Consider the following 12,683-nt stretch of genomic DNA (forward strand, 5'->3'; position numbering starts at 1 on the left):
CAATGAGAAAAACCATACTGTCCTTAACTGCCATTATGTTAGTTATTCTGAGCGCCTGCTCCACAAGTACGACAACAAGTACTACATCACCGGCTTCCACCACGACGACTTCCACTACAACAACAACGGAGAAGAAGCTGCCAAGAGTTGCCTTTGTCTATATCGGTGTTCCAGGGGATGGCGGTTGGACGTTCGAGCATGATCAAGGTCGATTGATGATGGAGAAGGAACTTGGCATTAAAGCGACGACCGTTGAAAATATTCCTGAAGGACCTGATGCCGAACGAGTATTCGAAGAGTTAGCTCAGAAAAATGACATCATTTTCGGAACATCCTTCGGGTACATGGACCCCATGGTTGCGGTAGCAGCGAAGCATCCGAATGTGAAATTCCTGCATGCAACTGGCTACAAAACAGCACCAAACCTAGGCACGTACATGGGCCGGGAATATCAAAGTGCTTACCTGGTCGGTATGGCTGCTGGGAAAATGACGAAAAACAACCATATGGGCTATGTCGGAGCTTTCCCGATTCCAGAGGTCATTTATACGATTAATGCGTTCACGTTAGGCGCGCAAAGTGTGAATCCGAACATCGATGTCTCCGTCGTGTGGAGTAACACTTGGTTTGATCCTGCTACAGAGAAACAAGCGGCTATCTCGTTGTTGGATAAAGGTGTAGACGTCTTAGCGGCTTACCAAGATTCACCGGCAAGTATTCAGGCTGCTGCTGAGCGTAAAGTATGGGGCATCGGGAATGATTCCGATATGGGCAGATTCGCACCCGATACGTACATATCCAACCCGAAATGGAACTGGGGCCCTTACTATGTGAAAACGGTGAAAAGTGTTATGGATGGTACTTGGAAATCCGAGGCATATTTCGGCAGTATGAAAGAAGGCATCACGGATATTGCCCCACTAGGCAAAAATGTGCCAGCGGATGTTAAAGCCCTAGTAGAAAAGAAAAAAGCAGAAATTTTGAATGGTACGTTTGAGGTATTCCAAGGACCTATCGTGGATCAAGATGGCAAAACACGTTTCGAATCCGGGAAGAAGATGACGGATGATGAAATCCTTGGTACAACTTGGTTTGTTAAGGGCATTAAAGGTGTTATCCCTAAATAAAGGACGAAGGATGTGAGTGGCGATGACAATACAAGATATCGCATTAATTCACGAGTGGCACCCGGTGTTGTTGTCGTCAGCACTCACGGATAAGCCGGAAGCTGTTGTTGTACTTGGCGAAAAAGTAGCGGTATTCCGCACCACGCAAGGCGTCCACGCGTTTAAAGACTTATGCATTCATCGGGGTGTGCCGCTTTCACTAGGGAAAGTAAGCGGCGATGAGCTGGTATGCGCCTACCACGGCTGGTCATACAACGGCTGCGGTACCTGTACCAAAATTCCTTCTTTGCCGAGGGGGCAAGCGATACCCTCGAAGGCTAAAGCTTTCGTTTACGCCTGCGTAGAAGCGCACGGACTGATCTGGGTATGCCTTGGGACGCCAGCGGGACCGCTGCCTAAAGTGAGTGCCTATGTGCCAGAGGGCTTCAAGGAAGTATTCATGGGGCCCTACACCCTGCAAGCCGCAGGTCCTCGCATTATTGAGAATTTCCTCGATGTATCCCACCTGATGTTCGTGCATGAGGGTCTGCTGGGCGATAGTGACTTCGCTGAGATCAATGATTATCACGTGTTGGAAAAGGACGGCGTATTGCGTTCCGAAGAAATCATCGTGTATCAGCCGGATGCGGATGGGACAGGGCGCGGGGTGAATAGTCGTTATGTGTATGAGGTGTTTGGTCCTTTATGTGTAGCTTTAACGAAGAGAGATGACGTTTCCGATCATATTTTTCGGCTGTTTCTGATGGTGTTGCCGGTCACGGAGCAGACGAGCATTGCTTATATGTTGAAGCAAAGAAACTACGCGTACGACGAACCCGATGAGGTGTTCATCCAATTCCAAGAAAGGCTCATCGAGCAGGATCGGATGATGGTTGAGAACCAGAAGCCGGAGCTGCTGCCGCTAGATTTACAGGCTGAGCTGCATTTGAAATGCGATCGTTTGAGCATTGCTTACCGCAATCGACTGCGTGAGTTAGGCGTCACCTTCGGGACGGCCTAGCGAGATTTGTCGGATCTGGGATGAGTAGTGCGAATGACATGCATACGAAATAAAAAAAGGATTGTATAATTAGCTTAAGCTATTATGCAATCCTTTTTTTAATTTGGTAAAATAAGACTACTAGACTACCACCAGTAGTTAGAAGGCTCATTTGCATGTTGTTTTCTTGTGTCTGAAGGAGTTGTGAAAGTTTTGATAAGTGCAGCTGTTTCTTCAGCAGATAGAGGTTGAGCCACCATAAAGGAATCTGCTTGTTTGCGCAGTTCTGCGCGCTTCACTGCTTGTACGGAACGTTGCAATTCTGGGTTCAATTGAATAATTGCCATTGGTTTAGCTCCCTCTTTTTTAATAATAGATTACAAGAGTGATTATAGCAAAATATTGGAATTTAGGGGAGAGTTAATTGAAAATAATAGCGAAAATATTTGTTAGTATGTATCTGGTACTCTTCATTGCACTGCAAATCTGGTGTTCGTTTGTAACTTTCCATTTTCCCTATAATGGTATCTATTTAGACACGGCTCGTACAGACGAGTGGGTTGTCAGTAAACTTGAAGCGAATAGCACGAATGATAAGATTCATATCGGCGATAAAGTCATTGCGATTGATGGGAATCCACCAAATGAATGGCCAACCGTCAAACGTTGGAATGTGGTTGAGAAAGCGGATACAGTTGTGATTTGGAGAGATGGCGTTGTAGAATCGATCGATTTAAGGACCAGCCGACCATCCCTATTCGATATCATTTCGCTCGCGGAGGAATTTGTCTGTCTGTTCATGTGCGTACTATTATTGGTGAGGGAAAATCGTTCACCTTCCGCACGATTGCTCGCCTTTTCGTTTCTTAGCGCAGCCGTCATCTTTATGAGTTTAGGCGCATCCATGCGGGGAGATTTAATAGGCAAATTATTGATTGCTAGTTCGATGATGGTACTGCCCATTGTGTTTCTACATTTTCTCGTCGTGTTCTTCAAGGAAAAGGGAGACATGGAGCTGCCCAAGGGACATTTTAAATATTTATACGGGATAGCCTTAGCAGCATTTCTCTTGCGAGGTCTCTACTTCTTCCCTTCGATGGCTTTCATATATCGGCATGACGGATCCGTTACGATGGGATTCTTTATCATTGTTATTTCCTTGAATATTTCCCTGTTAGCAACGTTGTTTGTGAAAGTTAGGAGGGCGCAGACGCCGCTTGCTGGTATTATCAAAAGTGTGTTTTACTCATTGCTCATTTCATTTCTACCTATTATCTGTCTCTCTTTCATACCACAGTTAATTGTCGGAGAATGGATATTCGATCCTATTTATACCAGTTGGCTATTATTAATATTCCCTATTACGTTCTCCTATCTAATAGCTTCTGATCAGCTATACGATATTGGTCTTGTCGTACGGCGTATTGTATTTGCTAGTCTGATGGCGGTCGTACCCGTCAGCTTGTTTACAGGAGCTTTTGCTATTATTTTTCATGGGCAAACCAATGGGAAACAAATTTTATTCGTATTCCTAGGCTCAATAGCCCTTCTTTCAGCTGTGTTGTATGCAGCGGAGTATTGGACGACGAGATTGGAGCCCTATTTATTCCCTAGAAAATACATATTGCAGTCAGCGCTCAAAAAGATTTCCAAAAATCTGGGAACAATCTCCAGCTTTCGCGATCTAAAGGATATCATCCTAGTCGATATCGTTGGCACGTTGCAAGTGACGGGTGGGGCGATTGTTTTTCGGCATAAAAACGATATCGAAATCATTTGTGAAGGAGAAGTCGATACGGCAGAAATTCAGCATTTAGTGAATTCATCTGCGATTCTGGATCATCCCTACTATACATTCTTAGAAATGAACTGCCATGAAGAATACACGAGCTATCTCATCGTGACACGGAAGAAGACGAACACGCGAATCGCAAAAGAAGAATGGCAGTGGCTGCAGCTAATTACCTCGTATTTGGAGGTAAGTATGGAAAATGTGTATCTGATTCGTAAGTTAACCGGCCGCCTTCAGCAAATGGTTTCCCATCTTCCCCAGGAAGAACATCTCTGGTTACGGAAAGTGATGTTCGAACTGCAGGAAGAGGAACGGGTTCGCATTGCAACAGATCTTCATGATACAACGATGCAGGATTTATTTTTCCTCAAGCGAAGATTAACCTCATTAGCCGAGAAGCCGTCGATGCGTCAAGAAGATCGTGAACAGCTGAACAGTATGAACAATTTTGTGGAAATGATTAATGCCAGTTTGCGCCAGAGTTGCTTTGAGTTGAATCCCCACCTGTTGAAAGAGGTAGGCTTGAAGCAAACCTTGAAGACGTTCGTTGAAAAGGAATCCTATACGACGCCGTTCGATATTTCCTTCCGAGCCGAGCAAATTTCCGACATTGAAGGCAAGGATTTATCAGCGAAACGGCATATCTTCCGAATCGTACAAGAATTACTTAACAACGCTAAGAAACATTCACAGGCAGCCAATGTGAGCTTCCATTTATGGGAAGAAGAGAACTTCTTCTACTTAAGCTACCGGGATGACGGCGTAGGGTTTCTTGTGAAGGAAGAGGTCGCTGTTGAAATCGCTGCATCAGGGATGGGACTAGCCTATATGAGAAGCCGTGTTCTGCATGTTGGCGGCAGTTTCGAACTGGAGACCGCGGTGGGGGAAGGGACCCATATCTTAATCACAATACCAACTGAGGAAGTGATGTCAGCATGAGTGAAATCGTCAAAACATTAGTGGTCGATGACCATCCCTTATTCGCGCGGGCAACGAAGACGTTGCTAGATGAAATAGATCGTATTGAGGTTGTTGGGGTTGTTAGTAATGCCAGCGAATGTTTGGAGTATGTGAAGCTTCATCAGCCTGGGCTTGTATTTCTGGATTATCAGTTGCCTGATCAAACGGGCACGGAGGTAGCCGCGCAACTTAAACAGCTGTATCCGCACATTCATATTGTCATTTTCACAGGTATCGAACTCGCAGGCATTTACAATAAACTGATTGAAATGAAAGTAAGCGGTGTACTCTCGAAAGAGTCGACGGAGCGGACGATAAAGAATATGGTGTATTGTATTTTAGATGGCTATACAATGATTCCCCTGTCATTTTTCAATCAGATGCAGCTACATGAGGCTGATGCCGGAGAAGAATGTGAGCTGCAAGAGGAAGAAGTGCTTATGATGAACATGCTGGTTAAAGGAGCAACACACGAGCAGATCGCGGAGCGCATCTTCATGAGTAAGCGAACGGTCGATAATTATCTACGTAAAATATATGACAAGTGGGGCGCCAAATCGCGGACAGAAGCTTTGGAAAAATTTATTAAAAGTAAATATTACACCTGAAAGTAGGCGCTTTACATGCAGGACATTCAACAGCACATGGCACGGATGATAGATGATTATATGTTTGATGAGGATTTGAAAATTCTGCTGAAATCATGTCTGTCAGATTCGGAGACCTCAAGTCTATCTTGGTCCAAAGTCACGTTGTGTACACACGCCATGCTCGGCGGGAATTCGCCTGACATTCATCGTCGCGCGGCTTTAACAGAATTAGTTGTGCTCATCCTAGACATCATCGATGATATGCAGGATCAGGATAGCGACAGTAAGCCTTGGATGCGCGTTGACACGGCAAGTGCGTTGAATGCTGTATTAGCGTTAATTATGGGGGTTGTAGGTGAATTGGGCAGATTGAATGCCAGTGGAGCCATGCTTGTCGAAATCAGCAAAATCGTTGCGAGATCCATCAATGGCCAGCATAAAGATGTGACGAATGTGGTCTCCACAGTCGATGATTACCTATGGATGACCCAAGAAAAATCGGGTTCCCTCTTCCGACTTGCTTGCTTTATGGGTTACACCCATACAGGGTGTGCGGAACAGACAGTAGAGCAGCTGCATCAGTTGGCAGATTGTGTGGGGCTCCTCCATCAGATTCAAAATGATGTCCGGGATCTCGTTCGCTATGATGAAAAAAGTGATTTAATGGCGCAGAAGCGAACACTGCCAATCTTGTATCTCCTCTCCATGGAAGAGGAGAGTTTCTCTCCCGTGAAGGCGTACTATAAGGGGGAGATCACGGCTGAACGTTTTGCAGAAAAGGAAGATGAGGTCAAAGCGTTGATTGAGGATTCGGGCTGTTTGGAATACGCTAGGATTGTTCAAACAGTCTGTGTTCAGAAGGCTGAGGAGCTATGGGGAGAACTGCAGGCCTTGTCGCCTTGGAAGGAGGAGTTCCGAATGCTCATGTACGGCGATTTCATCAAGATGGGTATTGAAGTGGAGCAGGCGTAATGCCTGCTCTTTCTATGTATAGAAAGGGTGGAAAACAATGATTACCGTTGCAACGGATGGGAGCGGTGACTTCCTTAGCATACAAGAGGCTGTTGATCATATCCCAGAGGGACAGACGAAGCTTACGACTATTCACATTAAAAGCGGTGTATATAAAGAGAAGTTATATATCGATAAGCCATGGATATCGTTGGTTGGCGAAGGGGCGGACACGACCATCATCTCTTATGATGATTATGCGAAAAAGTTATTTCCCAGCGGAGAGCCTTACCACACGTTTCATTCTTATACGGCTTACATAGGCGGGGATCATATTGAGGTGAAGGGGATTACCTTCGAAAATACAGCAGGGAGCGGGGATATTGTGGGGCAAGCCTTAGCTGCTTATGTCGATGGGGACTGTATTGTCTTTCGGGATTGCCGATTCCTCGGGCATCAGGATACGTTATTCACGGGACCGTTGCCACCGAAACCGCGGGATCGCGGCAGCTTTGGCGGTCCAAGGGAAGATGCGCCGAGACGTTCAGTGAGGCAGTATTACGAACGTTGCTATGTGGAGGGCGACGTTGATTTTATTTTTGGCTCGGCGACAGCGGTGTTTCAGGAGTGTGAGATTGTCTCCTTGGGAAGCGGCTGGATTACAGCAGCCTCTACGCCGGAGGAGGTTCAGTTTGGTTATGTCTTTCTGAGATGCAAGCTGACAGGAGATGTGCCTGAGCAGTCAGTAGGTCTAGGGAGGCCGTGGCGGAACTATGCGAACGTTGCGTTTGTAGATTGCTGGGTAGGAGCGCATGTAAAGTCTGCGGGCTGGGATCGATGGAATGAACAGGAACCGATAGAAGCGGTTAGGTACATGGAGTTCGGAAGTGTGGGTCCTGGAGCAGTAACTAGCGGGCGCGCTGCGTGGGCAACGGAATTGAACGAGCAGGAAGCGAAGAAGTTGACTGCTGAGCACGTTCTAGCAGGTGCGGATGGTTGGGATCCGACGGTTCGCAGTGGGGATTTACACGTCGCAGCAGAAAAGCCCTCCAGCGCAGCGGAGGTGAAAGCTGAGAAATAGCGCCCAAAAAGGGCGCTATTTCTGCCCTCGCGGCAGCAGGTCCGAAGGATAAGGCCATTTTAGGGCCTTAAAGGTAGCCTCGCCAGTGCACTGTTCGTGTTGATAATGATTCTCGACAAAATAAAGTAAATATTATATAATAATAATTATAAATAAGATGTATAATGCATAACTCTAACGGCGAGCATGAACATAGATATTACATTTATGTGCAGCAAGCGAACCGTAAGTTCATGAACACCATACAATGAAAAATGAAAGAGGAGGTTACCCTAATGGTCAAACATGATCTGAATCAAGCCTTACAGCGGATGCGAGCTCGAAATATCCCGTTAACTCCACAGCGGCGAGCATTGTTAACATATCTTTATGCGCAGGAAAGTTACACGACGGTGAAAGACATTTGCGAGGCAATGGTCGGTGAGTATCCGCATGTGAATGCGATGACAGTTAACAGCTCTCTTCACGTTTTTAAACAGCTGGGATTAGTGAATGAGTTGGCAGTAGGCGAAGCTTCCTTGCGATATGAAGCAGCTATTTGTTCGTAAGTGAATTTTACTAGGGGACGGGATTAGTACGCGAGTAATCGGCAGTTATCATGCCATTGTCCATATATGTGATTGAGACGGGTATGTTCAATGAACTTGGTTAATCGATTTTGATATAAGGTTGCATCGTTCCGTACAGACTGTATATTGTCGAGTTTTACTCTCATATATAGCTCTGGCAAGGACTGAAAATGGCGATAGAGCACTTCGTCCTGACGTAATTGCGTTAGGATAGCTTCATCTATGACGAATGATGCGGTGTTCATATCGGGCAATACTTGATGTCCTGCTTCCGTCATGAAGCCTAATTTATCTAAACGCCGGACTCGTTCTTTGTTGAGTTCTGTCCATTTACTCTTCTTTTTTCGAGGGGAGAAGCGTTGCGCTGTGTGGGTGTCATCAACTTTCTTAGTTGTGCTGTCAATCCAGCCAAAGCATAAGGCTTCTTCAACAAAGTCAATGTAACTCATGGAAGTGCGCTGGGCAGGGACTAACCAACAATAATTCTCTGTACGGTGATGGTTAACTAGCCACTCTCGCCATTCTTGTCGCGACTGTACATGTACTACGTTATCTATGATCATAACTGCTAATCACCCCCGAGTTGTGGTAGGTACCATTTTCAAATAGTGAGCATTGTACATGATGCCTAGCACGTTTCCAAAAGGATCTGTGACGGAGGCTGTGATGAATCCCTCTCCGCGGTGTACTAGTGGTTCGTATTCGACTGCTCCCATAGCTTTCAAAAGGGTAAGCGTGGCTTCTATATCATCAACATGCCAGTACATGATGGCTCCGCCAGGACTAGTTGATGCATGCGTAGGGGCAAAGCGGCGATCGATCAGACCCAGTTCATGCTGGTAGTCACCAAGGCGAAATTCGGCATAGACGAGTTGACCATCGGGTCCTGATTTTTCGAAGTAAGGCTTCATGCCCAACAATTCGGAATACCAAGCCTGTGCAGCCCCTACATCATCTGCCCAATAACTGATTGTGGCAAATCCTCTAAGTGTTTGTTTTGTATTCATCATATAATTCCTCCTCATATATGAAGTATCGGTTCTATATGAGTATTGTAAACGGAACACACTGACAACTATATGTCAGTGTGTTTGTTATTTATTTTCAAAATATCCACATACGAGATTGTCGAAAAATATTAAAAGTTCATTACACAGGCCAATTGATGTCTAGGAACAACAAATGATTTCATATTGAGATGTTGAGAAACGGTTGAGAAACGCATCTTCACTCATTTACAGGTAAAAGCTAGAAAATGTGCCGAAAAAGCGAACTATTTAAAAGTATAAAGTAATAATTGTTCGTTTTTTGAAATTGACATGGCACGTTAGTTGGTAGTAAACTAGGAAAGCGGGAAATGAAGCCGCACTAATTGAAAATGTCGAATCAACTCGTATAAAATCAGGAATAAGGCCTGAAAGTATCTACCCAAAAACCATGAATTTTTGGACTACGAGGAAGCGAATGAGGGGAACCATAGGAAATGATGGTCTTTTTGCATTCGGTTCTTTTGCTGTCCAGCGTATAGAATCGTGAATTCTAGCTCTGGGCATTTTTTATTATAAAGGTGACGAAAGTGGGTTTAAGATGACGACGGTACGTGTTGGTGTAATTATGGGAAGCCAGTCGGATTGGGAAACGATGAAGCATGCTTGTGATATGTTGGACGAACTAGGTGTAGCGTATGAGAAGAAGGTTGTCTCCGCGCACAGAACGCCGGATCTGATGTTTGACTATGCAGCATCGGCGATCGAACGTGGGCTACAAGTCATTATTGCCGGAGCAGGCGGTGCGGCGCATTTACCAGGAATGGTAGCAGCCAAAACAGAGCTTCCGGTTATTGGTGTTCCAGTCAAAACGTCTACATTGAACGGTATGGACTCTTTGCTCTCCATTGTACAAATGCCAGGCGGCATTCCAGTTGCTACAGTTGCAATCGGTCATGCTGGTGCGACAAACGCAGGCTTGCTAGCTGCGCAAATTCTGGGCGCTTTTGATCCGGAGATCCAAGCGAGAGTAAAAGCACGCCGCGCGCGCATTACGCAAACGGTGCTAGAAAGCAGTGACAATCTATGAGTGACACTTCCAGCGGTAAAGTGATTCAGCCAGGCGGCACCATCGGTATCCTTGGCGGCGGACAATTAGGACGTATGCTTACACTAGCCGGACGCAACATGGGGTATCGCTTTGTGACGCTTGATCCAACTGAGGACGCACCTTGCGGGCAAGTGGCGACCCAAATTCAAGCGAATTTCGACGACGTTGAGGCAGCTAGAAAGCTAGCCGCATTGTCGGACGTGATTACGTACGAGTTCGAGAACGTCGACGCACACGTCACCAACATCTTGATGGAAGAATCCTATGTTCCACAAGGAAGTCATCTTTTATACACGACACAGCACCGTCTTCGTGAAAAGAGAGCGATTGAAGCAGCGGGAGTGCCAGTAGCGCCTTACGCAGAGATCAAAAGCGAAGCGGACCTGAGAGAAGCAGCGGAGCGCTTCGGTACGCCATGCGTGCTCAAAACCGCAACCGGTGGGTATGACGGTAAAGGGCAGTGGGTGCTTCGCTCCCTAGACGAAGTCGCAGAAGCCTATGATACGCTAAGCCGCGCCAAAACCGAGCTGGTGCTCGAACAATTCATTCATTTTGACAAGGAATTATCCGTTATTGCAGCTAGAAGTCCACGCGGCGAGGTTAAAGCATTTCCTGCTGCTGAAAATATACATGTACATAATATTCTGCACGAATCCATCGTGCCGGCACGTATTCCTGTGCCCGTGCAGAAGGCAGCCGAAGAACTCGCGATTCGCATCGCGGAGTCACTCGGTGTCATCGGGCTCATTGCGGTTGAGCTATTCCTAACCAAGGATGGTCAGCTTTATGTGAATGAGCTTGCGCCACGCCCCCATAATTCGGGGCATTACACGATGGAAGCTTGCCGGACTTCACAGTTCGAGCAGCACGTACGTGCGATCTGCAATTTGCCGCTAGGTTCAACAGAACTGATTACACCTGTAGTCATGGTAAACTTGCTAGGTGAGCACATAGCGCCGCTGCACGATAAACTTGCTGAGCCGGGCTTCTTAGAGAATGAAGCATTAGGCGTGTCTGCCAAACTTCATTTGTACGGCAAGAAAGAAGCGAAAGAGAAACGCAAAATGGGTCACATCAACCTTTTAACAAACGATGTTGAGAAAGCATTGACTTGGATAGAACAAACAGGCATTTGGGAAAGTAAGTAAATGAAACTTATTGGAGGTACGGGATTATGATTGAACGTTATACACGCCCTGAAATGGCAAGTATTTGGACAGAACAGAATAAATTCCAAGCTTATTTAGAAGTAGAAATTCTTTCTTGCGAGGCATGGGCAGAGCTTGGTGTTATTCCGAAGGAAGATGTCAAAGTATTGCGCGAAAAAGCAAGCTTCAACATCGATCGCATCTATGAAATCGAGCAAGAAACACGTCATGACGTCATTGCTTTCACACGCGCTGTATCTGAAACATTAGGGCCTGAGCGCAAATGGGTTCACTACGGTTTGACTTCAACTGACGTTGTCGATACGGCGATGGGTTACTTATTGAGACAAGCGAACGAAATCTTGGAAAAAGACATCATTAATTTCATCGAAATTCTTCGCAATAAAGCGATTGAACATAGAGATACAGCCATGATGGGAAGAACGCATGGTGTTCATGCAGAGCCAACGACGTTTGGTTTGAAAATGGCGCTATGGTACGAAGAAATGAAGCGTAACTTGGAGCGTTTCCGTACAGCCGCGAATGGCGTACAATTCGGTAAAATCTCGGGTGCTGTAGGTACTTACGCAAACATCGATCCGTTCGTTGAGCAGTATGTGTGTGAGAAACTAGGCACAACACCGGCACCGATTTCTACACAAACGCTGCAACGTGATCGTCACGCTGATTACATGGCGACATTAGCACTAATTGCGACGTCCATGGACAAATTTGCAACGGAAATTCGCGCGCTTCAAAAGAGTGAGTTCCGCGAGGTTGAAGAGCCGTTTGCCAAAGGTCAAAAAGGTTCCTCTGCAATGCCGCACAAACGTAACCCAATCGGTTGCGAAAGCATTTCCGGTCTATCCCGTGTGATTCGTGGACACATGGTGTCCGCGTATGAGAACGTGCCGCTATGGCATGAGCGCGACATTTCGCACTCCTCTGTTGAGCGTATTATCCTTCCGGATTCGACGCAATTGTTGAACTACATGCTGAACCGTCTTGGCAACATCATCAAGAATTTGACGGTGTTCCCTGAAAACATGAAACGCAACATGCGCAGCACGTATGATGTTCCTTTCTCCGGCCGCGTGATGACGAAGCTGATCGACAAAGGCTTTGCTCGTGAGCAAGCGTACGATACGGTGCAACCGAGAGCGATGCAAGCATGGGAAGAGCAACGTTCCTTCCGCGAAATCGTTGAGAACACATCGGTCATCACCGAAGTGCTTAGCCCAGAAGAAATCGCAGATTGCTTCGATCCTAGCTGGCATTTGAAACATGTAAGCACGATCTTTGATCGTCTTGGTTTGAACTAGAAGATACGTTTTTAAAGGGGAAGGGTGTGGAATTCGTGGCGGCAAACGCAAGTGGGATCGTGGATAC

General features: G+C 46.2%; 13 protein-coding genes and 1 riboswitch. Of the genes, 10 read left to right on the top strand and 3 right to left on the bottom strand.

The genetic code is table 11. The features are described 5' to 3' along the window. The first annotated feature begins 2 nt into the window (after positions 1 to 2). Positions 3 to 1,127, top strand: a complete 1,125-nt coding sequence (locus tag J2736_RS28850) for a BMP family ABC transporter substrate-binding protein (protein ID WP_310502039.1) — start codon at positions 3 to 5, stop codon at positions 1,125 to 1,127. A 22-nt stretch (positions 1,128 to 1,149) separates the two neighbouring features. Then, positions 1,150 to 2,127 (top strand): aromatic ring-hydroxylating dioxygenase subunit alpha, encoded by a 978-nt coding sequence (locus tag J2736_RS28855; RefSeq protein ID WP_310502040.1) that lies wholly within the window; start codon positions 1,150 to 1,152, stop codon positions 2,125 to 2,127. Positions 2,128 to 2,252: 125 nt separating this feature from the next. Here J2736_RS28855 and J2736_RS28860 read toward each other — a convergent pair whose 3' ends face one another. After that, positions 2,253 to 2,453 (bottom strand): hypothetical protein, encoded by a 201-nt coding sequence (locus J2736_RS28860; RefSeq protein WP_310502041.1) that lies wholly within the window; start codon positions 2,451 to 2,453, stop codon positions 2,253 to 2,255. Between the two features lie 77 nt (positions 2,454 to 2,530). Between J2736_RS28860 and J2736_RS28865 the strand changes: the two genes are divergently transcribed. The 5 genes from J2736_RS28865 (at position 2,531) to J2736_RS28885 (ending at position 8,028) form a co-directional block, all read left to right on the top strand. Further along, on the top strand, positions 2,531 to 4,837 hold the full coding sequence (locus tag J2736_RS28865; RefSeq protein WP_310502042.1) for an ATP-binding protein: 2,307 nt from the start codon (positions 2,531 to 2,533) through the stop codon (positions 4,835 to 4,837). Beyond that, positions 4,834 to 5,466, top strand: a complete 633-nt coding sequence (locus tag J2736_RS28870; protein ID WP_310502043.1) for a response regulator transcription factor — start codon at positions 4,834 to 4,836, stop codon at positions 5,464 to 5,466. Before J2736_RS28865 ends, J2736_RS28870 begins: the two co-directional genes overlap by 4 nt. 15 nt (positions 5,467 to 5,481) lie before the next feature. Beyond that, a complete protein-coding gene (locus tag J2736_RS28875) occupies positions 5,482 to 6,420 on the top strand; it encodes a polyprenyl synthetase family protein (protein ID WP_310502044.1) in 939 nt (312 codons plus the stop codon). A gap of 37 nt (positions 6,421 to 6,457) precedes the next feature. Then, on the top strand, positions 6,458 to 7,480 hold the full coding sequence (locus tag J2736_RS28880) for a pectinesterase family protein (protein WP_310502045.1): 1,023 nt from the start codon (positions 6,458 to 6,460) through the stop codon (positions 7,478 to 7,480). A 275-nt stretch (positions 7,481 to 7,755) separates the two neighbouring features. Further along, positions 7,756 to 8,028 (top strand): Fur family transcriptional regulator, encoded by a 273-nt coding sequence (locus J2736_RS28885; protein ID WP_310502046.1) that lies wholly within the window; start codon positions 7,756 to 7,758, stop codon positions 8,026 to 8,028. Between the two features lie 23 nt (positions 8,029 to 8,051). On the opposite strand, the gene J2736_RS28890 is transcribed toward J2736_RS28885, so the two are convergent. Together J2736_RS28890 and J2736_RS28895 are read right to left on the bottom strand one after the other, a co-directional pair. Further along, on the bottom strand, positions 8,052 to 8,612 hold the full coding sequence (locus J2736_RS28890) for a YdeI/OmpD-associated family protein (protein WP_310502047.1): 561 nt from the start codon (positions 8,610 to 8,612) through the stop codon (positions 8,052 to 8,054). 9 nt (positions 8,613 to 8,621) lie between these two features. Then, positions 8,622 to 9,056, bottom strand: a complete 435-nt coding sequence (locus tag J2736_RS28895) for a VOC family protein (protein ID WP_310502113.1) — start codon at positions 9,054 to 9,056, stop codon at positions 8,622 to 8,624. 364 nt (positions 9,057 to 9,420) lie between these two features. Beyond that, positions 9,421 to 9,522, top strand: a riboswitch (purine riboswitch). A 114-nt stretch (positions 9,523 to 9,636) separates the two neighbouring features. Between J2736_RS28895 and purE the strand changes: the two genes are divergently transcribed. Genes purE through purB form a run of 3 tightly spaced genes read left to right on the top strand, consistent with a single transcriptional unit; the run spans position 9,637 to position 12,616 of the window. Continuing rightward, positions 9,637 to 10,125 (top strand): 5-(carboxyamino)imidazole ribonucleotide mutase, encoded by a 489-nt coding sequence (purE, locus tag J2736_RS28900; protein ID WP_310502048.1) that lies wholly within the window; start codon positions 9,637 to 9,639, stop codon positions 10,123 to 10,125. Further along, positions 10,122 to 11,294, top strand: a complete 1,173-nt coding sequence (gene purK / locus J2736_RS28905) for a 5-(carboxyamino)imidazole ribonucleotide synthase (protein ID WP_310502049.1) — start codon at positions 10,122 to 10,124, stop codon at positions 11,292 to 11,294. Before purE ends, purK begins: the two co-directional genes overlap by 4 nt. 26 nt (positions 11,295 to 11,320) lie before the next feature. Then, positions 11,321 to 12,616: an adenylosuccinate lyase gene (gene purB / locus J2736_RS28910; protein WP_310502050.1), complete on the top strand. Its 1,296-nt coding sequence runs from the start codon at positions 11,321 to 11,323 to the stop codon at positions 12,614 to 12,616. Positions 12,617 to 12,683 lie beyond the last annotated feature (67 nt).

The sequence above is a fragment of the Paenibacillus qinlingensis genome, assembly GCF_031455095.1.
GTDB lineage: Bacteria > Bacillota > Bacilli > Paenibacillales > NBRC-103111 > Paenibacillus_E > Paenibacillus_E qinlingensis_A.